Source organism: Phaeovulum vinaykumarii, from assembly GCF_900156695.1.
Lineage (GTDB): Bacteria > Pseudomonadota > Alphaproteobacteria > Rhodobacterales > Rhodobacteraceae > Bieblia_A > Bieblia_A vinaykumarii.
The window spans coordinates 680,970-703,589 of the sequence record NZ_FTOM01000001.1 but is presented as its reverse complement, the minus strand read 5'-3'; the positions used below and the strand labels follow the sequence as shown (position 1 = coordinate 703,589).

At 65.7% G+C, this 22,620-nt stretch carries 24 protein-coding genes, 1 tRNA gene and 1 pseudogene; 7 read left to right on the top strand and 19 right to left on the bottom strand.

Translation table 11 applies throughout. The features are described from left to right. Window positions 1-201, bottom strand: a complete 201-nt coding sequence (locus BW949_RS17290) for a DUF2256 domain-containing protein (RefSeq protein ID WP_235816187.1) — start codon at window positions 199-201, stop codon at window positions 1-3. A 238-nt stretch (window positions 202-439) separates the two neighbouring features. On the opposite strand from BW949_RS17290, the gene BW949_RS03290 reads away from it, so the two are divergent. The 3 genes from BW949_RS03290 (at window position 440) to BW949_RS17635 (ending at window position 4,532) form a co-directional block, all read left to right on the top strand. Beyond that, entirely contained in the window at window positions 440-2,362 is a 1,923-nt protein-coding gene (locus BW949_RS03290; protein ID WP_076363456.1) for a DEAD/DEAH box helicase, read from the top strand. Between the two features lie 127 nt (window positions 2,363-2,489). Further along, window positions 2,490-3,695 carry a hypothetical protein gene (locus BW949_RS03285; protein WP_076363455.1) on the top strand — a complete coding sequence of 402 codons (1,206 nt, stop codon included), beginning with the start codon at window positions 2,490-2,492 and terminating at the stop codon, window positions 3,693-3,695. A gap of 192 nt (window positions 3,696-3,887) precedes the next feature. Continuing rightward, window positions 3,888-4,532 carry an acyltransferase gene (locus BW949_RS17635; protein ID WP_083947555.1) on the top strand — a complete coding sequence of 215 codons (645 nt, stop codon included), beginning with the start codon at window positions 3,888-3,890 and terminating at the stop codon, window positions 4,530-4,532. On the opposite strand, the gene BW949_RS17710 is transcribed toward BW949_RS17635, so the two are convergent. Then, window positions 4,478-5,188 (bottom strand): Hint domain-containing protein, encoded by a 711-nt coding sequence (locus BW949_RS17710; protein WP_407947231.1) that lies wholly within the window; start codon window positions 5,186-5,188, stop codon window positions 4,478-4,480. The genes BW949_RS17635 and BW949_RS17710 overlap by 55 nt on opposite strands. 181 nt (window positions 5,189-5,369) lie before the next feature. Next, a pseudogene (locus tag BW949_RS16715) lies at window positions 5,370-6,170 on the bottom strand (calcium-binding protein); the annotation flags it as partial. Between the two features lie 293 nt (window positions 6,171-6,463). Between BW949_RS16715 and BW949_RS03270 the strand changes: the two are divergent. Next, the gene (locus BW949_RS03270) at window positions 6,464-7,855 is read left to right on the top strand and encodes a helix-turn-helix domain-containing protein (protein WP_076363452.1); all 1,392 of its coding nucleotides are present in this window, start codon (window positions 6,464-6,466) and stop codon (window positions 7,853-7,855) included. 136 nt (window positions 7,856-7,991) lie between these two features. Here the strand turns inward: BW949_RS03270 and BW949_RS03265 are convergent, their stop codons facing one another. After that, window positions 7,992-8,231 (bottom strand): HP1242/YdcH family protein, encoded by a 240-nt coding sequence (locus BW949_RS03265; RefSeq protein ID WP_076363451.1) that lies wholly within the window; start codon window positions 8,229-8,231, stop codon window positions 7,992-7,994. Between the two features lie 111 nt (window positions 8,232-8,342). Next, complete coding sequence (locus BW949_RS03260; protein WP_076363450.1) at window positions 8,343-9,197, bottom strand: DUF2059 domain-containing protein; 855 nt, start codon at window positions 9,195-9,197, stop codon at window positions 8,343-8,345. Window positions 9,198-9,424: 227 nt separating this feature from the next. Here BW949_RS03260 and BW949_RS03255 point away from each other — a divergent pair. Together BW949_RS03255 and BW949_RS03250 are read left to right on the top strand one after the other, a co-directional pair. Beyond that, a tRNA-Ser gene (locus tag BW949_RS03255) sits at window positions 9,425-9,514 on the top strand. 140 nt (window positions 9,515-9,654) lie between these two features. After that, complete coding sequence (locus BW949_RS03250; protein WP_076363449.1) at window positions 9,655-10,947, top strand: tyrosine-type recombinase/integrase; 1,293 nt, start codon at window positions 9,655-9,657, stop codon at window positions 10,945-10,947. Here BW949_RS03250 and BW949_RS03245 read toward each other — a convergent pair. The 14 genes from BW949_RS03245 to BW949_RS03195 form a co-directional block, all read right to left on the bottom strand. Beyond that, complete coding sequence (locus BW949_RS03245) at window positions 10,929-11,117, bottom strand: hypothetical protein (protein ID WP_076363448.1); 189 nt, start codon at window positions 11,115-11,117, stop codon at window positions 10,929-10,931. The genes BW949_RS03250 and BW949_RS03245 overlap by 19 nt on opposite strands. A 202-nt stretch (window positions 11,118-11,319) precedes the next feature. Next, window positions 11,320-11,463 (bottom strand): hypothetical protein, encoded by a 144-nt coding sequence (locus BW949_RS17010; protein WP_159440038.1) that lies wholly within the window; start codon window positions 11,461-11,463, stop codon window positions 11,320-11,322. Beyond that, window positions 11,450-11,608, bottom strand: a complete 159-nt coding sequence (locus tag BW949_RS17005; RefSeq protein ID WP_159440037.1) for a hypothetical protein — start codon at window positions 11,606-11,608, stop codon at window positions 11,450-11,452. The genes BW949_RS17010 and BW949_RS17005 overlap by 14 nt, the downstream gene beginning before the upstream one ends. Window positions 11,609-11,858: 250 nt before the next feature. Further along, the gene (locus BW949_RS16710; RefSeq protein ID WP_143524399.1) at window positions 11,859-12,527 is read right to left on the bottom strand and encodes a hypothetical protein; all 669 of its coding nucleotides are present in this window, start codon (window positions 12,525-12,527) and stop codon (window positions 11,859-11,861) included. Beyond that, window positions 12,524-12,970, bottom strand: a complete 447-nt coding sequence (locus BW949_RS03240; RefSeq protein WP_076363447.1) for a hypothetical protein — start codon at window positions 12,968-12,970, stop codon at window positions 12,524-12,526. Before BW949_RS03240 ends, BW949_RS16710 begins: the two co-directional genes overlap by 4 nt. 977 nt (window positions 12,971-13,947) lie before the next feature. Beyond that, window positions 13,948-14,547 carry a hypothetical protein gene (locus BW949_RS03235; RefSeq protein WP_076363446.1) on the bottom strand — a complete coding sequence of 200 codons (600 nt, stop codon included), beginning with the start codon at window positions 14,545-14,547 and terminating at the stop codon, window positions 13,948-13,950. A gap of 238 nt (window positions 14,548-14,785) precedes the next feature. Beyond that, window positions 14,786-17,140: a phage tail tape measure protein gene (locus BW949_RS03230; protein ID WP_076363445.1), complete on the bottom strand. Its 2,355-nt coding sequence runs from the start codon at window positions 17,138-17,140 to the stop codon at window positions 14,786-14,788. A 14-nt stretch (window positions 17,141-17,154) separates the two neighbouring features. Continuing rightward, window positions 17,155-18,636 (bottom strand): terminase large subunit, encoded by a 1,482-nt coding sequence (locus tag BW949_RS03225; RefSeq protein ID WP_076363444.1) that lies wholly within the window; start codon window positions 18,634-18,636, stop codon window positions 17,155-17,157. 1 nt (window position 18,637) lies between these two features. Next, window positions 18,638-19,033, bottom strand: coding sequence for a phage terminase small subunit P27 family (locus tag BW949_RS03220; protein WP_076363443.1), 396 nt, complete (start codon window positions 19,031-19,033; stop codon window positions 18,638-18,640). Continuing rightward, window positions 19,030-19,671 carry a hypothetical protein gene (locus BW949_RS03215; RefSeq protein ID WP_076363442.1) on the bottom strand — a complete coding sequence of 214 codons (642 nt, stop codon included), beginning with the start codon at window positions 19,669-19,671 and terminating at the stop codon, window positions 19,030-19,032. Before BW949_RS03215 ends, BW949_RS03220 begins: the two co-directional genes overlap by 4 nt. Continuing rightward, window positions 19,668-19,979, bottom strand: coding sequence for a phage head closure protein (locus BW949_RS03210; RefSeq protein ID WP_076363441.1), 312 nt, complete (start codon window positions 19,977-19,979; stop codon window positions 19,668-19,670). The genes BW949_RS03215 and BW949_RS03210 overlap by 4 nt, the downstream gene beginning before the upstream one ends. Before the next feature lie 2 nt (window positions 19,980-19,981). After that, window positions 19,982-20,404 (bottom strand): DUF3168 domain-containing protein, encoded by a 423-nt coding sequence (locus tag BW949_RS03205; protein WP_076363440.1) that lies wholly within the window; start codon window positions 20,402-20,404, stop codon window positions 19,982-19,984. Then, window positions 20,397-20,876, bottom strand: a complete 480-nt coding sequence (locus tag BW949_RS03200; protein WP_076363439.1) for an HK97 gp10 family phage protein — start codon at window positions 20,874-20,876, stop codon at window positions 20,397-20,399. Before BW949_RS03200 ends, BW949_RS03205 begins: the two co-directional genes overlap by 8 nt. A gap of 1 nt (window position 20,877) precedes the next feature. After that, complete coding sequence (locus BW949_RS03195) at window positions 20,878-21,162, bottom strand: head-tail connector protein (RefSeq protein WP_076363438.1); 285 nt, start codon at window positions 21,160-21,162, stop codon at window positions 20,878-20,880. A 399-nt stretch (window positions 21,163-21,561) separates the two neighbouring features. On the opposite strand from BW949_RS03195, the gene BW949_RS16705 reads away from it, so the two are divergent. Next, window positions 21,562-22,617: an LPO_1073/Vpar_1526 family protein gene (locus BW949_RS16705; RefSeq protein WP_143524398.1), complete on the top strand. Its 1,056-nt coding sequence runs from the start codon at window positions 21,562-21,564 to the stop codon at window positions 22,615-22,617. Window positions 22,618-22,620: the final 3 nt, after the last annotated feature.

Sequence of the window (22,620 nt, the reverse complement as noted above, 5' to 3'; positions counted from 1 at the left end):
TCATTTTCCCGAAAATTCGCCAATTCCAGCACTTCCGTCATTACGGTAATTTCCGTGTTTCGTGACGCCGTTGCGCGCCCCGCGACAGCGGTCGGAACAATACCGCACCTCGTCCCAGACGCGGGCCCATTTGCGCCGCCAGGTGAAGGGGCGCCCGCAGCGGGCACAGGTCTTCACCGGCAGATCTGATTTCCGGGTCATTCGGGGCATCGGCCCTCTCGCAGCGCTGAAAATTCGCAGCCCATGACATGGGGCGGAGCCCGGCCCAGGGCAAGCGCGATCCGCGAGGGGCTTGACGGGGACGGGAGAGGGGGGCATTTCCCTTTGCGCGAAAATTCGTATACTTTGCAGCCAATGCGCGTTACGTGGACCCGCGGCCCCGAGTCTCGGGCCGCGCAGGGCGCGTGTGGCGCCAGACCTGACACCCGGATACCCCCATATGAACCCGACGCTTTCCGCCGCTCTGTCCGAGCGTGGCTATGATACTTTGACCGAGGTGCAGGAGGCCGTGACCGCGCCCGAGGTGCAGGGGCGGGATCTTCTGGTTTCGGCGCAGACGGGATCGGGCAAGACGGTGGGCTTCGGGCTGGCGATCGCGCCCGATCTGCTGGGCGAGGCCGAGCGCCTCGGGCTGGCGGCGGCGCCGCTGGCGCTGGTCGTGGCGCCGACGCGCGAGCTGGCGCTTCAGGTCGCGCGCGAGCTGGGCTGGCTCTATGGTCAGGCGGGGGGGCGTGTCGTCACCTGCGTCGGCGGCATGGACATGCGCGACGAACGCCGCGCGCTGGAGCGGGGCGCGCATATCGTCGTGGGCACGCCGGGGCGGCTGTGCGACCACCTGCGGCGCGGCTCGCTCGAGACCGACGCCCTGCGCGCGGTGGTTCTGGACGAGGCCGACGAGATGCTGGACCTGGGCTTCCGCGAGGATCTCGAGATGATCCTTTCGGCTGCGCCCGCGGAACGCCGCACGCTTTTGTTCTCGGCCACGGTGTCGCCGGTCATCGCGCGGCTGGCCGAACAGTTCCAGCGCGATGCGCTGCGCGTGTCGACCAAGGGCTCGGCCCGTCAGCACACGGATATTTCCTATCAGGTGCTGTGGGTTGCGCCGCATGACAGCGAACATGCCATCATCAACCTTCTGCGCTATCACGACGCCGAGAACGCCATCGTCTTTGCCAATACGCGCGCGTCGGTCACCCATCTTGCGGCGCGTCTGGCCAACCGCGGGCTGTCGGTCGTGGCGCTGTCGGGCGAGCTGAACCAGGCCGCGCGCAGCCATGCGCTTCAGGCCATGCGCGACGGGCGCGCGCGGGTCTGCGTGGCGACCGATGTCGCGGCGCGCGGGATCGACCTGCCGGGGCTGGATCTGGTGGTGCATGCCGAGCTGCCGCTCAACACCGAGGCGCTGCTTCACCGTTCGGGGCGCACGGGGCGGGCCGGGCGCAAGGGGATCTCGGCGCTGATCGTGCCGACCAAGCTGACCAAGAAGGCCGAGCGGCTGCTCAAGTTCGCCAAGATCGAGGCCGAATGGACCCAGCCGCCCAGCGCCGAGGCGATCCGCGCCCGCGACGAGGCCCGGCTTCTGGAAGACCCGCTGTGGAGCAAGGCCGCCGAGGCCGACGAAGCCGCCTTTGCCGCGCGTCTTCTGGCCCAGCGCAGCCCCGAGGAGATCGCCACCGCGTGCCTGCGTCTCTTCCGTGCCGGCCTTTCGGCCCCCGAGGAGCTGAGCCCCCCCGACGAGAAACCCGGCCCCCGGCCGGCGCGGGCGGATTTCGGGCCGTCGCGCTGGTTCGCGCTGTCGGTCGGGCGGCGCGAGAATGCCGAGCCGCGCTGGATCCTGCCGCTTCTGTGCCGAGGCGCCAATCTCGACAAGTCCGATATCGGCGCGATCCGGGTGCAGCCCTCCGAGACCTATGTGCAGATCGCCGAAGGGGCCGCGGCGGGGCTTGCGGCGCGCATCGGGGCCGCGCGCACCCTCGAGGAGGGGATCGACATCCGCCCCATGGACGGTGCGCCCGATCTCGCGCCCGCGCGCAAGGCGGCGCCTGGATCTGCGCCGCGCCGCGCAGGCCCGCCCGCCGGCCCGCGCCCGCGCCGGTCGGAGGCCGAGGAGACCGCCGCGCCGCGTGCCCCGCGCAACGAAGGCCCCCGCAACGAAGGCCTGCGCAAGGAGGGCAAGCCGCATTGGAAGAAGCCCGCGCCCAAAGCCGGCCGTGCGCCCTGGGTCGATGATGACGCCCCCGCGCGCAAGCCGCGCGCCGCAAAGCCCGGTGCGCCCAAGCCGCGCGCGGCCGCCAGCGCCGATCCCGGTGCCAAGCCGCGCAAGCCGCGCAGCCCGAAGAAGCCGCCGCCCGGCGCGCGCTGAGCCGGCCTCGGCCAGGGAAACCGGGGGCGGCCGCGCTTGATCGCCGCGGCGCGGGGGCGCTTGAAATGATTGACGGGGCAGGGTCGATCTGCGATTCCGCCCTTCCTCGAAACTCGGGAGCGCGCCCATGCAGGATAAACCCCTCGATCGCATCGAACGCGACCTTCTGGACATGCTGTGTGCCCTGCACGCCGACCGTGGACCGATCGAGCGCAATGCGCTGTCGGTCGAGGTGCGCGGGCGCGGGCTCGAGCTGGCGCGGCCGCTGGGGCGGCTGAAGACGCTTGGCCTGGCCGAGGAGATCACGCAGAAGCCGTCCTTCCTGCGGCGGGTCTTCGGCGCGCAGGCGGTGACGCTGGTGCAGCCGACCGCGGCGGGGCTGGCGCTGGTTGCGCCCGAGCCCGAAATTCCCGAGGTTGAAGCCCCTGAAGCCGAAGCCCCAGAGCCCGACATTCCCGAGGTTGAAGCGGACGAGGCGGCGCCGGAAGCGCTGGTGCCGGACGCGATGGCGTCGGTTGCTGCGGAAGCCTCGGAGCCGCCGGTGGCCGACCTTCCCGCGCCCGAAACGGTGGTCGCGGAGCCGGTGGTTGCAGAGCCGGGGCCTGAGACGCTTGTTCCCGACGCGCCCGCATCCGAGACGCCCGCATCCGATACGGCTGATGCCCCGGCGCCCCAGTTTGAAGCCCCCCAACCCGAAGCGCCCGAAGCTGAAGCAATTGCCCCCGCCACCCCGATCGAGGATGCGCCGGTCGCGCCTGCCCCCGAGGTCGCACCCCGGCCCGCGCCCACCCCGTCTGCACGTCCCGCCGCCCCGCGCCGCGCCGATCTGTGGGCCTTTACCGAGGAGCTGGGCGGCGTTCCGGTCGATGCCGACAGCGTCGGGCTCGACCCGGCGGTGATGGCCGATCTGCGCGAGGTGCTCGAGACGCTGGGGCTTGAGCTGACGCATGCGGGCGAGGGGCTGATCGCCGACCGCATCAGCCGCGGCGCGCGGCCGGGCGATGCGCTGTCGCAGCTGGTCGTCTTCACCTTCGCCCATGCCCTGCAACATGACGCGCATGCCGACGAGACGCCGGCCGCGGCCGAATTGCGCGGCTATGCGATCGAGGTCATGCGCGAACTGGAAAAGCTGCGCGATGCCGGCGGGATCGACCCCGATCTGTTCGAAGCCGACATGCGCTGCCTGTGGGCGATCGTCGACGATCCGGCGGCCGCGCGCGAGATGGTCTCGGCACTGCTGGCCGATCCGGTCGGCGGGGCGGCGCCGCCGGCGCTGCTGCCCGATTTCCTGCGCCCGATGCCCGAGATTGCCGATCTCGACGACGATTTCTGACCCGTCGGCCGGATTTCGGGCGCTTGGGCGCCCGCACCTTGGGCGATATCGGCATCAGGGCGGGGGCGATCGCCCTTTCCGGCCGTTCATGTCTTGCCCTTTCGCGGCGGTTTCGCGCTAAATGTTAACGAAACGCGCTTCATGCCAACATGACCGGCTGACAGCTGGGGAGTAGTTCTCATTTCTGGCTTGATGTGGCGTCCGAGCGCCAATCGCAGGCGGTGGACCGATGACGTTGAAGCGCCGATGCGGGTGCGCCCCGAAATCCTTGCGCGCTGCGCCCAGGAGATCGAGTCCCCCCCGAAGGCGATCCTGCGCCGTCTGATCCTGCCGCTGATACAGCGCCGGCTGAGGATCGCGGTCATGGGCCGGGGGGGGCATTGGGCCCGCAAGGCCCGTGTGCGCGGGGCGCGGTTCGGGCATTACGCCTCGTTCGGTCATTCGGCCGAATTCAACGGTCCGGTGGTGGTGGGCGATCTGACCATGCTGTCCTCGGGCGTGCAGGTGATCGGGAACGATCACGGCATGCGCACGCCGACCCGCCCGATGCGGCTCGACTTTGCCGACAAGCCCCGCCCCGTGACCGTGATCGAGGCCGAATGCTGGGTCGGAAGCCGCGTGACGATCATCGAGGGCGTGCGGATCGGACGGGGATCGGTGATCGGGTCCGGCGCGCTGGTGACGCGGGATGTGCCGCCTTATTCCGTGGTGCATGGCGTGCCCGCGCGGGTGGTGCGACAGCGCTTCACGCCCGAGGAACAGGCCGAACATGATCGCATGCTCTATGGGCGCGCCGAGGCCCAGGGGGGCTGGCCCGCGCCGGGCGCGCCGTCCTGAGACATGCGCCGGGCCTGAGCCGTTCTGGGGCCGTTCAGGGGCCGTGCGGATGCGGCGGCGCTGTCCCGGCCGGATCGGACGCGGGCAGGGTGGTTGCAGGGGCTGGTCGTGCGGGCGGCATTGGCGGCAGGGGGCCGGTCGCGCCAGCGGGTGAAGGCGGCCGCGCTGACCTGCTTGCGGCGCAAGACGGGGCGGACGCGCGGGGAATAGACCTGTTCGGGCGGCAGGCCCCCCAGAAGCGCCGGCAGAAGCCGCGGCGCCGTGGCCAGCAGCGCCCGGCGCGAGGCCGGCTCCAGCGCGCCGCCGGCGCCTTCGGGCACCCATAGGCAATGCTGTGCCGAGAGCCGCAGGGGCCGGGCATTGCCGAACGCCCCGGCCCGGATTTCGACGGGGCAGAGGCGCGCATCGGCCTGGATCTCGTCGCGAGTAAGCCGTCGCCGTCCGGCCCAGACGACGGGCTGGGGGGGCGTTGCGGATATGGACCAGATCGCCGGGGCGCAGCGTCCCGACGGCGCGCGGGCCCCGTGGCGTGTCGGCGCCCGCGCCCGCGACAAGGCAGGGAATGCCCGCGGCGAACAATTTCGGCGCGGTCTTCCGCGCCAGCGGGCCGAGCCCCAGCAGGACGATCGTCTCGCCGTTGGGGGGCAGCAGCGCATTGCCCGCACCGTCACAGGTGACATCGACATCCCAGGCGTTGACCGGGTTGCCGCCCAGATCGGTCATTCGTGAGACATCGAACTGATCGACGGTGCGGCCGCCGCCATCATCCGTCCTGTCGAAATCGGTGATCGTGTCGGCGCCCGGCCCGTCCGAGAAGACCAGCGCGTCGGCGCCCGCGCCCGAGGTGATCAGGTCGTCATCCGCCCCGCCCTCGATCAGGTTGGCGCCGATGCCCGCGGCAATCGTGTCGTTGCCGGCCCCGCCCTGGATCGTATCGCCGCCATTCGTGGTCGAGCCGATGATGGAATCGTCGCCGTCCCCGCCATCCCTCACGTCCGAGCCGGAGGAGGCCTCCAGCGTGTCGTTGCCGATCCCGCCATAGAGAGGGTCTTTGCCCGAAACGCCGATCAGGTAATCGTCACCGGCCTCGCCAGAGAGGGTGTCGTTGCCGCCGTTGACCACCAGCGTATCGGCCCCGTCGCCGCCGCGCAGGTCATCGCCATATTCACCCCCGACCAGAAGGTTGGGGGCGGTCTGCTCATAGGGAGGGGCGGTCAGGCTGGTATAGGCGGGCTCCAGCCCCGAGGTGGTGCTGACCCATGAGGTGATCTCGCAGGTCTTGCCCGGCTCCAGCGACGTTTCCGCGACCACGTCCGCGGGCACGCCGTTCACGTGGACTTCATGGGCGATGATCGAGGTTCCGCCCGGTTCGGTCAGAAGCACCTTGTAGCCCAGGCGCACGTCGCCCGAGGCCACCGTCGCCCCCAGCGCATCCGTCACGACAACGGTCTGGCTGGCGTCCAGCGGGCCTGCGACGCTGCCGTCAAAGGCGCTGTCATCGTCGGTGATCGTGTAGGTATAGGCCGAGGTCGAGGTCGAGGTCGAGAAATCCGGGGCCCGCCGGATCTTGGCGCCGGGTGCGGGGACATCGCCGACGAAATCGGCGTATCTGTAGCCAACGATGACGTTGCTTGCCATGCTGCCCAGGCCCCATGCGCAGATCGTGGGGCGTCGCGTTCTTGTAAGCCCGTGTTGGCATCTCAAGTCTGAATTCGTGGCAAAGCGCGCCGCGGCGGCCTGCGGGGACGCAGGGGAAAGGGCGCGGGGGGGGGCAAGGGCGCGGGGGGCAAGGGCGCGTCCGTCCGCGCAGTTCCCGCAGCGGAGAGGGACGTTGACCGCAAGCTGAACTGAGGAAAAGATCGCGGGCGACACAGCATGTGTCACGATGCGTCCCTTGTGTGATCCCGTGACACGAACGAACGACGGTAACCATGTCCCAAGGCCCACAGAAGCTCTATGCCGGCGCGAAAATCCGCGAGGTGAGGCAAAGGCTCAAGCTCACCCAGAGAGAGTTCTCAGAACGCCTTGGCGTCAGCCTGCCCTATGCCAACCAGATGGAGAACAACCACCGCCCGGTTTCGGCGGCGGTGGTGTTGCGGCTGGCCAGCGAATTCGGGCTCGACGTGACCGAATTGTCGGCCGGCGAATCCGAGCGTCTGGTGTCGGACATGCGCGAGGCGGTGGCCGATCCGGTCTTTTCCGACCCGCCGCCGGTGGCCGATCTGCGGCTGGCGGCCTCGAATGCGCCGGCGCTGGCGCGGGCCTTTCTGGAATTGCACCGCGCCTATCGCCAGGTCCACGAACGGCTGGCGGGCCTCGACGAGGCGCTGGGCCGCGAGGGGCAGATCCTGGTCTCGCCCTGGGAGGAGGTGCGCGACTTCTTCCATTACTGCGACAATTACATCGACGCGGTGGACCGCGCGGCCGAGCGTTTCGCCACCGCGGGCGAGCCGCTGCCGCCCTTCGAGCGCGCGGTGCGGGCGCTGGCGGCCCGCGGCTATGAGGTGCAGCTGGCCGAGATCGACGATTTGCGCCGGCTCGAGGATCATCGCATCCTGATTTCGGCGCGCGCGGCCCCCGCGACCCGCGCCTTCCAGTTGCTGACGCAGGTGGCGCTTCTGACGCATCACGAACTGATCGAGGCCACGCTGGATCTGGCGCGCTTCCAGTCCGAGACCGCGCGCGCCATCGCCAAGCTGGGGCTGGCCAATTACTTTGCCGGCGCGGCGCTGCTGCCCTATCGGCTGTTTCTCGAACGCGCGCGAGAGACCCGGCACGACCTTGAACGTCTGGCCGATCTCTTTGGCGCCTCGATCGAGCAGGTGGCGCACCGGCTCTCGACCCTGCAACGCCCCGGCGCCAAGGGCATTCCCTTCTATTTCGTGCGCGTCGATCAGGCCGGGACCATCACCAAACGCCATTCCGCCGCGCGGCTGCAATTTGCCCGCTTTGGCGGCGCCTGTCCGCTGTGGAACGTCCATCAGGCCTTCGAGACGCCGGGGCGTTTCCTGCGCCAGCTGGCCGAAACGCCCGACGGGGTGCGCTATCTGTGCATCGCGCGCGAGGTGTCAAAGCCGGGCGGTGCCTTCCACGCCCCGATCCAGCGCTATGCCATCGGTCTGGGCTGCGAGGTCAGCCACGCCCGCGGTCTGGTCTATGCCGACGACATGGAGATCGGCAATCCGCGCGCCTATGCGCCCATCGGGATTTCCTGCCGCATCTGCGAACGGCGCGAATGCCACCAGCGGTCGGTTCCGCCGCTCGAACGCCGGCTCAGCCTGGCGCCTGCGCGCCGCGGCATCCTGCCCTACGAGATCGCCTGACCACGCCCCGCACGGGGGGACGGTGCGCCCTCTGGTGCGATACACCCGCGCATATGAAAGGGCCCCGGCGTTCCTGTGCCGGGGCCCTTCATGTTCCGATGGCTTTCCCAAGGGGCGGGGCCTTCCCAAAGCCCCGTCAGGCTTGCGCCAGCATGCGCGCGATCTCGTCCTTCAACGCGGCGCGCTGCTTGCGCAATTCGACCTCGGTCAATTGCTCGACCGGCTCCAGGTTTGCCTCAGCGCGATACACCGAGCGGTTAACCTGTTCATACTCCTCGAGAATCCGCGCGAAATGCGCGTTGCCCGCCTTCAATGCATGGATCTTGTCCTGCGAGCCGGGAAAGTCCTCGTGAACGTCATGCGGCGTATTCGTCATGAACTCTCCTTCTCGCTGTTGTCTTGGGTTCAGTTTGCGCCGGTCGCGCGCGTCGCGCCTTGACCCGCGTCAATATCGGCCCGAAAAATGCACCGATTGTCGCAGGGGGTCTCAGAGGCTCTGGCCGGTCAGCCGCTGGCCCAGCGCGCGGCCCAGATCGGCGGAGACCTGCACGAACATCGCCTCGAAACCGGCAAAGAGCGCGCGCGACAGCTCCTGACCGGGGCGGGATTCGCAGAACGCGGTGTAGCGGCGCAATTCGTCATCGCTGAGCGGGCCGTAAGCGGCAAACAGATAGGACCGCAGCCAGCCCTGCAATTCGCTGCGCATGTCCGGCGCCTGGGCCCAGACCTCGTTCAGCATCTCGGTTTCCGAGATGTCATAGGGAAAGCCCCCGCCCGCGACCAGCGCGCGATAGAAGGCCAGGTTGGCGTTCAGACCGCTGGTGACATTGGGGTCCAGAAGATCGGCGCGGCGGATGAAATCCTCGACCGCGGCAAGGCGCGGCAGATGGGCGGCCTGCGCGGCTTCGGCGGTGGCATCGGCGGCGGCCGCGACGTCGGGGTCCAGCATCGCCCGACGGGTCTCCAGCTCGAGCCCGGTCACGCGGTGGCCCAGATCCGAGTCGAGGAATGCCTCCATCGCTGCGGTGTCCTGCCCGTCGAGCGCCCGTGCGAAGGCCTGCGAGAAGGTATCGTGCAGCCGCGCCGGGGCATGGATCGCGCGGGCTTGCGCAAGCCAGGTGGCGCCGCCGCGGCCGTCCAGCATCTCGGCGTCGAGATCGGCACCATAGGCGGCGCCTTCCTCCTGCAAGATCACCAGCAGCTCGCCCATCCGCAAAAGCTGTTCCAGCCGCGCCGGATCGGCCCGGAGCGGCAGCGCCAGAAGAACCGACAGCAACATCGACGTGACGGCAAGCGTCAGATATCGCGCCCAGGTTGTGTCCTGATGTCGAATGCGCCCCATGATGCCCGCTCGCGCCCCCTGCCTGACCGCCGTTGCACCAGCTTGCCTTGGCCCCCGCGCTTTGCCAAGGCCCCGCATGCGCGACGTCCATCCCGCATGCTCGTTCCCAAGGCCCGTGTCCGGCGCCAAACCGCGCCCCGGAGGCCTCATCTCGTCATCACGTCAAAAACCTGTTGCAAGCGCCCACGGCCCAAGCTAAACCCCGCCGCAGAAACGACCCCCGATGCGGAGAGGTGCCGGAGTGGTCGAACGGGGCGGTCTCGAAAACCGTTGACCCTTCACGGGGTCCCAGGGTTCGAATCCCTGTCTCTCCGCCATATACCTCAAGGTAAAATCGCGTAACCCCTTGATATAACAGTGTTATGTCCCCGCTACGCCCTCTTGGCGGCGAATTTTGCCATACATTTTGCATTACAATCTGTGCTACACTTCGGCCGGGAAGCCGAGGGGGCATCGCATGGCGATCACGACACGCAAGGGTTCGGTCAACGGCACGCTTTATCTCTACAAGCGCGTGCCCAAGCGCTATGCCCCGGTGGAGCCGCGCAAGTTCGTCTGGGTCAGCCTGCACACCGATTCCCTGTCGGTCGCCAGATCCAAGGAGGCTGCGACCTGGGATCAGCTCGTGGCCGCTTGGGAAGCCAAGCTCGCCGGCGACACGACAGATGCCGAGCAACGGTTCGCAGCCGCCCGAGAACTGGCCGAGGCGCGCGGCTTTCGCTACATGCGCGCCGATCAGGTGGCCAGACTGCCGCTTGAGGAGCTGCGCGACCGCTTTGCCCAGGTGGGCGGCTTCAAGGACACGCCCGCGACGCCGGACATGCGCGATGCGGCCGCGCTGCTTGGTGCTGAACAGCCCCCGGCCATCACGGTGAGCACGGCGCTTGATCTCTACTGGACGCTTGCGAAGGACCGGACCCTTGGCAAGTCGGAGGATCAGCTTCGTCGCTGGAAGAACCCGCGGATCAAGGCCGTGAGGAACTTCATCGCGGTGGTGGGCGACAAGCCGATCAAGGACATTACCGGCGACGACATGCTCGATTTCCGCAACTGGTGGATGGAACGGCTTGAAGAGGAAGACCTGACCTCCAACAGCGCCAACAAGGATCTGATCCACCTCGGCGACGTGTTGAAGACGGTCAACAGGATGAAGCGGCTCGGCCTCGTGCTGCCACTCACCGATCTTTCCTTCAAGGAAGGTGACGCCCGCAAGCGCCCGCCGTTCTCGGTGCGGTGGATCAGGGAGAAACTGCTCGCGCCCGGCGCTCTGGACGGGTTGAACCCCGAAGCGCGCGCGATCCTGCTTGCGATGATCAACACCGGCTGTCGCCCCTCGGAGCTTGCGGCGCTGACAGTGAACACGATCAAGCTCAATCACAATGTCCCGCACATTTCGATTGAGCCGGAAGGTCGGCAGGTGAAGACGAAACACGCTCGGCGCGTCGTTCCCTTGCTGGGCGTGTCGCTGGAGGCTCTGCGTGCCTTTCCCGAGGGGTTTCCGCGCTACCGCGACAGCAGTGCCAGCCTGTCCGCCACCATCAACAAGTTCCTGCGTGAGAACGACCTGATGGAAAGCAACGATCACACGCTGTATTCGCTGCGTCATTCCTTCGAAGATCGGATGCTTGCAGCGGGCATTGATGACCGGATCAGACGCGACATTCTCGGCCACCGCTTGTCGCGTGAGCGTTACGGCGACGGGGCCACGCTCGAACATATGCACGAACTTCTTCAGGCAACCGCCTTGTGACAGGCCGCGATTGCGCGCGCACGGCTGATCGCATCATCCTTGGCGTTCCAGGCGGCGAGCTCAAGCTCGATCCGCTCGAAGATCGGCAGATAGACCGGATCGGCCACCACGAGGGCGGCGGCCATCTCGTGCATTTTCTGGAGCTCGGACAGGGTGACGGGGGCAGGCATGTGGGCGCTCGGGTTGTTACCCTCATTCTATAGGCTCGTGTCTGGAATCTGTCGGATGGGAAAGTTGCCTTGGGTGCCTGACGGGTAGTTGAGCGCCGCGCCCGGAAAGAGACAACGGGCCGCGCTCTCTCGGGGTTTTCCCACTCACCGAGTAACGGGAACGGTTTGGCGCGAACATGAGCGCGCCGGGGGCGTTCTCCCCCTATTCGTCGGCCCAGTCGATGAAGGGCGGCGCGTCTTGCAGGGTGGCGCCGCCCAGCTTGGCCGTGGCTTCCTGGGCTAGGATTTGCGCAATCGGCTGCAAAACGATCTGGGCTAGGTGGCGCTGCCCCTCAAAGCTGATCAACGAAGTCGTTCCGACAGGCGGCGGGCAGAACGTTCACACCGCCGAGAACCTCGGCAAGGGCGCTTTCCCAGTCACCGGCTCTGGCGGCTTCGCGCAGGTCGATCAGAAGGCGGGTATAGGCTTCGTCGTCGATGAAGGTCGGCATTGATGATGCTCCGCAGAGGGGGTGGCGATAGGCGGAGTCTAGGCCGCGCCGGAATCCAGCGTCAATACAAATTTTGCAATTAAATCAGCTACTTAGCTATTTGTCTGCGTAGCTATTCTCCGCTACTTCATCGCTCTCAGCGGCGATCTCGGCCGCTTTGGCCGCGTTGAGGGTGCTGCGCTGGTCAGGTTGCGAACCGACACGCGGCCCGCAGCCAGAAGAGTGCGCGGCCCGGATCTCGTCACGCCAGTCATCGCGCGAGGCAATTGCGAGCGTGAGCTTTCGCCCGACTGCGCTGCTTCCGAAGTCTCGCCTGTTCTCGCTTGTGCGCAGCCTTCTCCTCGTCGGTCATGGCTGAAAGGTCGGCGTTCGGCGTGGCGCGCACGGATCTGCGTCGTGCGTTGTAAACTTCGCGCCCCTCTCCGGCACGCCATTCGTTGATCCGGTCGCGCGTCCGCACTGTCTCAGTTTCAGATTCTCGCAAGGCACGGGCTCGACGCTGCAACGCTTCATCCAGGAGCTGTTTCGTCACCTCACTTGGGTTTGCGTCGTATTGGCGCTGCGCCTCGCATGCCAAGAATACCGCCCGGTCATATCTGGTCTTGCAGTCAGCGATGACCCGCCGAGGGCGCCACACGCCTTCATCTTCGACCTCATCGCCCGCGTGAGGCTCGGTGCCGGGCGCCAGCAAATCCCAAACCCGCCCGCCGAGAGTCCGGGTGCGCGGGACGTATGCGGCGATGCGCTCTGCAAGCTCGCGCTCGTAGTGCGTCTTCATGCGCCAGGCATTTGATGCGCGCGTGCGGGACCGATGAGCTTCGTCGTCGGTGTCGATCCCGTCCAGCAACGCGAGGAGGGCTTCTGCCTCCGCGTCATCAAGTGCACCGGGCATGCCTTGGTCTTCATCGCGGGCGATCATTCCACCACCTTCTGAATCTGGTCGCCAAGATCGGCCGCAACGCTCAGCGGCAAGGAGTATTCTCGCCCGGTCAGTGGCGAGGTAAGTTTCAGACTGTGCCGTCCGGTGAGCTTGACCTTCACGCCCGACAAGGCCGCGGCCCCTTCGAGCCATTGCTTCTTGCGTTCAGGGTCGTTCGAGAGTGTGGCAGTTCCTTTCAGCACATCGGCGAGCGTCGGACCCTCGTTCATAGGCACCGAGGCTTTAAAACCGTTCGCCGTGATGACGATCGCGGTTTCAGCCTTCTGCACATCGACGCCGGGGACGGTGGGGGCGATGGTGCCTGCCGCAACCTCGGATCGGATGAACTCGGCAATAAGGTCGGCGACCGCCAGCTTCTTGGCTTGCGCGATCTGGCGCAACTGTTCTCCGCGCTCATCGGAAAGCTTGATCATGAATACCATTGGTGTCTCCTTTTCTCCATGGTAGGTAAACCCACTATACCAGGCGCGCAAAGGTAGGTAAACCCACCGCAGGGAAATAATGTGACCGGGAGCGAACTTTTCGGGAGATGAAACGTGGAGCTCGGGAGGGGGATCATGCCGCTAGTCACACGGGACCGCAGGAGCTTGAAGGGAGACTGAGAGTGGCCCCTGTCATCCCGCATCCCTAGAGGGACACAAGCGGCGTGAGGGTGAAGCAGGGTGGGCCGGAGCCGGTGTCACGCTTCTGCCCGTATATAGGTAACCTTTAGTAAATATACTTCTTAGAAGGTTATCTTAAGACGGGCAGAAGTGTGACATTCGGCCAGGCCCTTCGGGCCTGCCCTCCGCCACACTTCTGCCGGTCGCGGGACCGCGGTGGCTGGAAGAGAGACTGAGGGTGAAGCAGGGGTAGACCGGAAGGAACAGATTGTCGGAAAGGAAAAGCTTTCTCCGCCTACTCATCACTATAAGTATATATCCTATAAGTAAGAAGATACAGAAAGAGAGAGAACGAGGAAGGAAGGAAAGAGGATACGAACTGTTCCGGTCCGAAGGGAACGCTCGGGTTCATGAGAGGAAACGCAGATCCTTACCCCGGCCGTCCACGGGCTGCGCCCGCTCCCGCCCGGTCATTCAAGCCTCTCTTCCGGCCCCCTCTCACCTTCTCCGCGGTCCCGCCCCGGAGCCCGCGTCAGAGCCCCGGAGAGGCGCCTCTGAGTCACGTCTCACCCGCCGCGGTAGGGAGGCCCGCCTCCGACACAAGAGGCCGCCCACGGCCCTCCTGACGAGTCTCAGCGCATCACCCCGCCGATCTGATCGGCCACCAGACGAACCCGGTCGCAAGATGTGACGAGGTGCCGAACCTCAGGTCAGAACCTTCCGGCGATCCACCGACATGTCAGTGGCCGTAGAATTCTACGCCGCCAGGTGGAACCGCGCGCGGCATCGCATGGCGGTCATGACTTCCGGTGCGTTTCGATCCAGGAACGCAGCAGATCGAGAAGATCCGCTGTGAGCGTTGTTCCTCGATGCAAGGCCATGCCCAGCGACGCATCAAGCGGCTTGCGACCCAGTTCGCGCATGACATCTCCGACCCGCATCCCGCGCCGGTCCATGATCTCTCGCACCGCGGTGCGCTCGTCATCGGTGAGTTGACCCCGACCCGGTTTCGGCTGGTTCGGCATCGAGACGTGCGCGCTGGAGGTGCTGGGGTGTCGCCCCGGCACAGGATGCGTCACGAGACTCACGGAGCGAGTCACTGGCGGCGTTGTTGGAGCCCCGGCTACACCCCCGCCACCTGAGGCGAGAATGGCGCCAGGCGCGCCCGTGGAGGCCGTGCAGCCGATGCGCATCTTGAACGCGTCGCGCTCTGCTGCGGAGGCCTCGTTCCACGCCTTCTCGAGCCTTTCGAGTGCCGACCGGGTCTTGACCAGCCCCGCGGCCCGAAATGCCTCCGTGGCATTCCTGAACTTCCCGGCCTGGTAATCGGCATGGATATGCGGATGCTCGAGGCGCAGGCGCTCGAGGAAATACCTGTTGTCTCGCTTCTGCTTCATGGTGGTGTTCTTGTCTGATTGTCACTGTAGAATTCTACGGCAGGCGAGACCCGGACCGTAGAATTCCATGCACCTGCCTTGTGGATCGGCATGACCGATACACATCCGGGGAACGGCAGCAAAGCGGGATCGTTCGGCGCGCACCAGCAGGAAGAACATCACCCAGAAACGCGCGCTCCGCTGCGGTAGGGAACCCGCCTCCGGCACAAGAGGCCGTCCACGGCGCTCCTGACGAGTCTCAGCGCATCACCCCGCCGGGTCGCATCTGCCGAAGAAGTTCTTCGGTCACAATGGCGCGCATCGCCCGTTCGGTCTGATCGGCCACTTGCCGGGCAAGATCCGCGTTGGCTTCGGGGGTGCCGCCGGTCGCGTTCACGGTCACGGGCGCGTTGATCGTGATCCCCGGCGCAGCCGACGCCGACCCTCGTTCGCGGGTCGCGCCCGGTGCGCGCGCCCCGACAAGCCCGCCTCCGCTGTAACCCCGAAGGGCGGCCTGGTGCAGCGCTTCGAGGTTGCCCGCGCCCAGACGGGCCGTCGCGGCCTTCGACATGACGAATTCGCCCCGGTGGACGATGCCCGCCGGTTCGAACTTGCCGCCGTCGCCGGTGTAGCCGCCCGCCGCGAACCCGAGCAATCCGCCCAGCCCGGCGCCGAAGCCGCCCAGCGGGCCGGAAAAGAGCCCCGTCAGCGCCTGCTGGAACTGCACCTCGGCGAGTTTCAAGACGAGCTGTTCAAGCGCTTCCTCGGCGCTCATGCTGCCTTCGAGAACGCCGGTGAAGAGGTCCGTCAGGGTTTCGGCGCCGCGCTGGCCTGCTGCGTCGATCCGCTTGAGCTTGTTCGCGGCCGCCTCCGCGCGATTGCCCGCCTCCACATAGCTTTGCGCAAGTTGGTCAACCTGGGCGCTCAGTTCCGGGGTGATCGTCTTGCCTTCGCGCTCGGCCGCGGTCAGAAGCTCGGCCCGCGTGCGGGCGAAATCCACCGCGTCGGTATAATCGCGCCCGGCAGCGGCGGCAGCGACGAGCGCGGCCGCCTCGGCATCAAGGGCGGCCTTCTCGCGCGCAAGATCGGCAACGGCGCGTGCGAAGACGTCCGTGCTTGTCCCGCCGCCACCGCGCCGGGTCGCGTGTCCGGTCTCATCCACGAGCGGCGGCGCCGGTTTCGGCGGCGGCGAGGTCATCGGCGCATAGGGGCTGCTGTTGGCATAACTGCCCGAACGGGCCTCGGCGATGGCCGCCCCGCGCGTGTCTTCGCGTGATGCCACCCCGCCCGGCAAGGTCGCACGCGCCTGTGCCGCCTTCGAACGCAGCGCCTCAAGCGCGCTCCATAGATCGCCCAGGCGCTCGATGACCCTGGCAAAGCGCACATCGTCAAGGTCTCCCAGCGCGCCGAATGCCGCCTGAGCCTTTTCGATGAGCTGACCCATCTGGCGTTCGAAGTCCTGCGCGCTGATCTCTCCCGCATCCAGCTTGCCGGTCAGCGTTTGCATGGACAGGGCCGCATCCTGCAAGCTGTGCCCGGCCTCGGTCTCGCCCATCCGGGTCAATTCGCCCCCGAAACGGCTCAGGATCGGGGCAAGCGCATCCGCCTGCGCCCCGAACCGCTCATAAAGCGTCAGAAGATCGGCGATTGCCTGTGCATTGTCGGCCACCGCCTGCCCGTTGTCCTTGAGTGCGTCATCCACCTCCGGTCCGAGGATCTGGGGTGCCTGCATCCGGTTGCGGAAGAGGTCAGAGGCGGCAAGCTTGCCGGTCTCGGTCTGGATATTGAGCACCTGAGCCACGAAGTCGGCGGCGCCGAGTGCCGCATGTTGCCAGCCGCGGTGAAGGCTTGCCGTGAGCGCGCTATAGCGTCGGTCGAGGTCGTCGGCCCGCTCGATCTGTTCCTCGGTGAGCACCGAGGCACGTCCCATCATCGCCGAGATACCGGCCTCGCCCCGCGCCAGCATCTCCACGAAACGTTCGCCGCCCGTGCCGCCGAAGATCTCATCGGCCACCCGGATCTGCGCGGCCGTGTCGAGGCGTTCGAGACGCTTGACGATCTCGAGCATGAGCGCGCTGGGGTCTTTCAGGTGCGCGGCAAGCACGTCCGCGCTGAACCCGAGGCGCTGGAAGGCTTCGGCGCCCGCCCCCTTGCCGGTGATCACGAATTCATCGGCGCGAAGCGAAAGCTCCTTGAAGCCATCGGTCAGCGCCTCAAGGCTCACCCGGTTCTGTTCGGCCACATATTGCCAGCGCTGGAAGTCTTCGACAGCCACACCGGCGCGCCGGGCTTCGTTGCCGATCTCGGCAATGCTGCGCACGGTTGCGCGCACCTGCCCGGCGGCCAGCCCGAACCCCGCGCCGAAGCCCGCGCCGGCCAGTCCGGCCATGCCCACACCGAGGCCGGGGATCGGCACGCTCTTGAAGGCGCCCGCCATACGCGCGCCGAGCCCGTCATAGCTCCTTGCCATGCGGTCCACCGATTGCCGGGCACGGGTTTCCATGTCGCGTGCGGTGCGGGCCTGGGCCCCGCTGGCCCGCTTGAGGGCCTTTTCAAGCTTGTCGATCCGCGCCTCGACGGGAACGATCAGGCCGGGAAGGGTAACGTCATTCATCACTCATCACTCATTCAGAACACAAAGAGTCCGCCCGCTTCGGGCGCGTTATAGGCGCTCGAATTGCTCTGCCCGAGGCGCAGGCGATAGACCGCCATCGCGCTTGCAATCGCCCCGTCAATCCGGTCGCGCTTGTGGGCCTTGTGCATCTTCACAAGCCCGGTTTCGGTGCGCACGGCGACCACCGAGGCAAAGTGCTGGCGCAAGATCGGATGGCCGTCATGCCGCACGAGCCTGCCGTTCACGATGCGCTCAAGGTCGGCACCGGCCGCACCCATCGTCAGCGGAGCTTGCCTGACCTCCACCACCGGCAGTCCGTCATCATAGAGGCGCTGCATCATGCGGGTGGCCAGGTGCGGGTCGAAGGCGATTTCCTGCACATCGTAACGGGCGCAGAGGTCGCGGATCTCGTCTTCAACCATGCCTTCGTCGATGATCGGACCGGGGCACGCGCGGATCAACCCGGCATCGCGCCAACGCTCATAGGGCACCCCGTCACGGTCGGCGCGGGCTTTCAGGTCTTCACCCGGCACGAAGAAGCTCGGGCGCAGGGTCACTTGCCCGTCAGGGTGACGGAAGGCCGCGACCACCGCCGTCAGATCGCCCGAGCGCGAGAGGTCCACGCCCAGCCAGCAGGGCAATTGCTCAAGGTCTGCCTCGTCATCCTCGAACACGCGGGCATCGTAGGTGTCGAAATCAAAGAGCGGGTCGCGCGAGTTGCCGAGCCATCGGTTCAGGTTGAATTGCTCGAAACTGTAGCGTTCGCCGGGACTGTCCTTGGCCTTCCGTGCCAGTGAACGCAGCCCTTCAAGGTCTGGGAAGCCATGTGCGAGACCGGGGTTCACCCGATGCCACAGCGTTTCGTCTTCCCAATCGTCTCCCGGCTCGGGCTCGAAGAGGATCGGCAGGAACTCCGGGTTCACGATCTGCCCGAGCGCCACGCCGCGCGCATAGGCATAAAGCTCGGCAGCCAAGCCCTCGTTGCCTCGGCCCGCGGTGGTGGCGATCACCGTCAGCCCGCCCGCGCGTTTCGCCATGCCCGATTGCAGCGCCTCCCAGAGCTCGCGCCCCTGCCAGACGTGGATTTCGTCGGCAAGAACGAAGGTCGGCGTGGTGCCGTGCTGCGCGCGGCCATCCGAGGACACCGCCTTGAGCACCGAGCCATCTCGGGTGCTCTTGATCGCCTTGGGCGCGTTGTGGGCGTCATAGAGGCGCGTCACGGCTTCCAGACGCTTGTCGCACCGCACGATCTCGGCGGCCTCACGAAAGCCGATGCCCGCCTGTTCCCGATCCGAGGCGGCAAAGATGATCTGCCCGGCGGGCACCCGTTCCGGCCCGAGCAGGTGCAACAGCGCGAGCGCCGCAGCGAGCGAGGTCTTCCGGTTGCCGCGCGGGATCATCAGGAAGACCATCTTCACCGCGCGGGCGCCATGCCCAAGCGGGTCTTCGATGGGAGAGCCATCAAGAACCCAGGCCGGATAGGTGCTGCCCGCCATGTCACACCGCAAGCGGATCGTCGGCGTCGGCATCCTCGGGTTCTGCCGAGCCGATGCGCGCGCGCGAGGTGGGCGTGAGGCCATATTCCGAGGCAAGTTGCCGGGCGGTCTGGGCTGCGCGGTTCCAGATGCCGAAGGCGGTCTTGTCGATCATGCCTCCGGCGGCGCGCCGTTCCTCTTCGAGCTGGCGGCAGATACCCGCCGCCGAGCAATAGGCTTCGACGCCCGCAAGATCGGCGCGGGTGATGATCCGGCGCGCGATCAGTTGCGGCATGATCCGTTTCCATTCGGCCTTCGCGTGGGTCGAAAGCCAGAACGGCGCGGGCGGCGCCTTCGTCAGCGCCTCGGCATCGGGCCTGAGGGCGGGTTTGAGCCCGCGAAGACTGGTCGCGCTCATGCTGCTACCGCCTTGGTCATCTGGCCGAAGTTTGCCTCGAAGGTCGCGCGCATGAAGCCGATGGGGGTGACGCTGCGCGCATTGGCACGCGCCCGGCCCTTGCCTTGCATGTCGCGGATCACGTTTTCCTGGGCAGGACCGGGAAGAGGTGCCTTCGGTGGCATCACGAAGCCGCCGCCCGTCCAGAGACACGTTTTCTTCGTGTAATGCTCGGACGGCGCAAGCTGGGAATAGTCGCAGGGGTCGAAGCAATGATCCGGCTTGCGCCAATAGGTGCTGATCGTGCTGCGCGGGTTCTCGATCAGATAGGGCACCTCGAAGAACTCGGCCCATTCCGCGGCGATGGCGAAGAGCTCGATTGCATCGGCGAGCGCGTGCAGCCCCTTGCCCTTGAACCAACGCGCCCCCGAGGTCGCCAGATCATCGCAGGGCGGGAAGGCCGAGAAGAACCGGCAGCGTTCCACCATGTCGCGGGTCGGCTTCCAGCGCCGGGCGTCGGCCCGAACGAAGTGGATATTGCCTTCGGTGCGGTTTCCGGGATGCTGAATGTCGATGCAGAAGCAGTCCCAACCCGCAGCCGCGAAGGTGTCTGCGGATTTGCCCGAGAGCTCATAGAGGAAAATCGCCACGGGTTTCATGCCGCCACCGCCCGCAGTTCAAGGCCGCGTCTGCGCCCGATCTCGGCAAGGGCGACGATGTTCCACGCCTGGCCGTCATGCAGGATGCGGTCTGCCAGCGAGACACCCGGCACCCAGCGGATCAGGAACACCGCGTTTTGCGCGCTGGCCTCGGTCGTGGCGGTCAGGAACTCGGATATGCCCGCCTGCCGCAGTTCGGCTCGACCCTCGGCATAGGTGGCCCAGGTGCGTGTCACCGCGCCGGAAGGCGCGACGGTCTCGCTCAGCCGTTGCAGGGTGATCCGGCGTTGAAGCTTTCCGGCCTGCATCGTCACACCCTCCACCGGACCACGGCTTCAAGCGCCATCGCACCATGTGTCAGCGTGAGCTCGGGTTGCGGGTCGCGCAGCCACACGAGGCGCGGCTGTTGCCAGTCATCCACGGCAATCTCGGCGGTGTCCTTCGGCCCGAACGCAAGGGCATCCTGGATCGCGGCGCCGATCTCGCGGGCGGTGTCGGCGCCATCTTCCTGCGCCCAGACATGCAGGGTGAGAAACACCCGCGCGAGACGCTGCGAACCGGCCGCGCATCCCAGGAAATCGGTGCGGGCATCGCCCAGCACCACGCAGGGCAGGCGATCCGGGCGCACCATACCCGCGCGGATGTTGTCAGGAAGGACGTGTGCCACCACCGCGGGCGCGCCGATCAGCGTGCCGCGCACGGCGGTTTGAAACGCAAGTGCGGGGTCAATCATGGCCGCCCCCTTGTGCGATCTGGCGCACGGCTCGCCCGATTGCCCGCCCGATCCGGCGCCGGGCGCGCGCATCCGTCAGACGTGCCGCGGGCAGAAGGAAGGGCTGCGCCGTGGTGCCGGGGTGCTCGGTGCCTGCGAACTGGCCGCCGTTGACATGCGGTTTCGTGCCGAACTCGACAAGATGGCCGTGGCGTTGTTCGGGATTGCCCACCGTGACAAGCGCCTGGTTCTCGCCTGCGATGCGACGGCCACCGCCTTCGGCATAGGCCGGGCTCTGGGCACCTGGCGGCGTCACCACGATAGAGGCTTTCAGATCGCCCTCGGCTTCGGGTGCGAGGCTGCGCGCGGTATTGGCGAGGTCTTCGGCGGATTGCACCACGGCCGGGCGCACCGCTTCGAGCACCGCATCGGGGATCGACTCAAGACGTTTGGCAAGCCGGGCGGCTTGCGCATTCAGATCACGACCCGCCATGTCAGACCACCCACGCCCGATGCGCCTGCAAGAGGTCATGCACCCCGAAGGGCACCGAGGCGGGCGACGTGCCGCTCTGCGCCGCCTCGCGGGTCTCATACCAGAACGCGGCCAGCATGAGCACGGCTTGTCGGATCGTGGCCGGGAGAGGATCGGGAAGGGCTGCGCCGATGAAGCTGGCGGCATAGGCTTCGGCGGCGTCGATCTGATGCGACAGAATCGCGTCGTCAAGATCGTGGTCAAGGTTGAGCTGGGCTTTCAGCTCGGGCAGGGACACGAAAGGCATACTCGAAAACTCGTCAAGAAAAACACACGTTATCACATAGCACATTCCGCCAAGGACTTGAAGAGTCGAGAAAAAGTTATTTAGCGCCCATCCTGTGCGGACCTCCCCCCGCCGGTCCGGGGATGGGGTGGAAGTCGGGAGGTGCCCCGGATGACGTTGGAAATCACAATGAGCCTTGAAATGGCCGCCAAGATAAAACATCTTTAAAAGTATTATCAACTCGCAATGGGGGGGATGGCAAGGTGGACGTTGAAGAAGTTGTCCTTTGGGCAGTTGGGGTTCTAATTTCTGTTGCTTTGGCTTTCCTTGCGGTGAAGAGGATTAACAAAAGTAGAAATCAGAAGCAAAGAATAATTGGCAGATCCTTTGGTATTCAAGCGGGAAGAGACGTAAATATCAATGATCGGTAAGGGTCAGGAGCAAAAAGTTGCAGAAAATTCAACCGCGATGCAGGCGGCGAGAGATATTATAGTTGGGCCATCTCTCTCTGAAGTTATGACCATTGTTTCGCAAAGCATTCAATTTTACACTGAAGCTGCGAAATCGCTGGTTAATGAGCGGCTGAATGAATTTGAAAAGCGCCTCGAGGAAAAAATAGCACGCGGCGACACTGCGGCACTGGAGGTGTTCGCCGATCCAGATATGCAGGGGGCGCTTTTAGATGCGCAGAAGGCTTACGTTAGAAGTGACTCGGAATCTTTGCACGGAGTGCTAACTGATCTGATTTATCAACGTGCCAGCAGGCGGCTGACTTCGAGGACTTCACTTGCACTAAATGACGCCATTCGCAAGTCAGCTAATCTGACGAAGGTTGATTTCGCAAACCTTGCTTTCATATTTTACGTTATGGATGTTGGATTGATAGGGAATTCGGCAACTGAATTTGTGTCCGAACGCTTCCATTCACACCTCTCGCCAATAACGGATTCGCTTGATTTTTCTATGGATGCGCTCGAATACCTTGAGAGCAACGGCTTATTGTTGAGTGGCCCCGGCAATGCGGCGCTAACCCCGAGGCCATTAGCGCATGTTCTGAAGTCAAAGTATCCGGAGGCATTTAATACTGGATTTGACCCTGAAGAGCTTAATGCGCTGCACCCAAATACAGCCTTACTTAGATTGACGAACTCGATTGCCATTAGCCCCTTCGATCCGCAAAAAGTATATGTCCGAGTTAACGAAAAGGGTCTCGACAATATGGCGGGTGCGTTGCCGGGTCTTGAAGGTTTTGGGGCGAAATATAAAGCCGCGTGCCAAGGGCGCTTGGTTGATAATGCTTCCTTCGTTGCGGAGGTTTCAAAAGTCTTCCCGGATTTTTCTTTGCTTTGTTCGCGTTACGACGAAAGCAGGGTTGGCGTCACGAGGCTGTCCCTGACGGGAAAGGCGATTGGGCACGCATATCTCTGCAAGGAGACAAGTTTCTTGGGTGATTTAGAGATCTGGATCAAGCCTTGAGAG